Consider the following 556-nt stretch of genomic DNA (forward strand, 5'->3'; position numbering starts at 1 on the left):
GCGTAGTACGCGTCTTTCTTTCGCAGCCAAAGCTCTCCCGGCTTGTTGACCTGAATCTCGGTGACCTGCTTGTCATCGAGATAGTCGGCCAGCAAGGAGAGCTTGGTACGGAAGGAGGCAATCTGCGACATGGCTCGACCCTCACTGGATGAACGTCACGCCGTCGCCGTGCTTGGCTGCGTCGATTTCATCCTTGTAGATCGCCGTGAAATCGAGGTCTTTGTTCACGTAGATGCGAACGCGCGAGCCGGCCGGCACGGTGATGGTCGGCGGGATATTGATGTACGGCTGTAGCACCGACTGCGAGGTTTGCGCGGCCGCCTGTTGCACCGATTGCCGATAGGCGGCGGCCGAGTTGTACTGATCGCCCGAACTCACGCCGGCGTTCGACGCGCCAGCGCCGATGATCGACAGCAGCGCGGACGTGCCGAAGATTCCGGCAAAATGCGTGTCCACGATGCCGCCCATGCCGGCAGTGCCGAGCTGGTCAGCGCCCGCACTGTCGAGCGCCACTTGCACGCCATCCGGCCGGCGTACGGTGTTCCAGATCACGAAC

At 62.1% G+C, this 556-nt stretch carries 1 protein-coding gene and 1 pseudogene; both read right to left on the reverse strand.

The genetic code is table 11. From position 1 onward, the window contains the following. Window positions 1-131 (reverse strand): annotated as a pseudogene (locus tag CSC62_RS17570) (P-type DNA transfer ATPase VirB11); the annotation flags it as partial. A gap of 10 nt (window positions 132-141) precedes the next feature. Further along, window positions 142-556: TrbI/VirB10 family protein (locus tag CSC62_RS17575; protein WP_162407910.1), on the reverse strand; the 415-nt coding region annotated here is incomplete at its 5' end.

The organism is Pseudoxanthomonas jiangsuensis, from assembly GCF_010093185.1.
GTDB classification, from domain to species: Bacteria; Pseudomonadota; Gammaproteobacteria; order Xanthomonadales; family Xanthomonadaceae; genus Pseudoxanthomonas; species Pseudoxanthomonas jiangsuensis.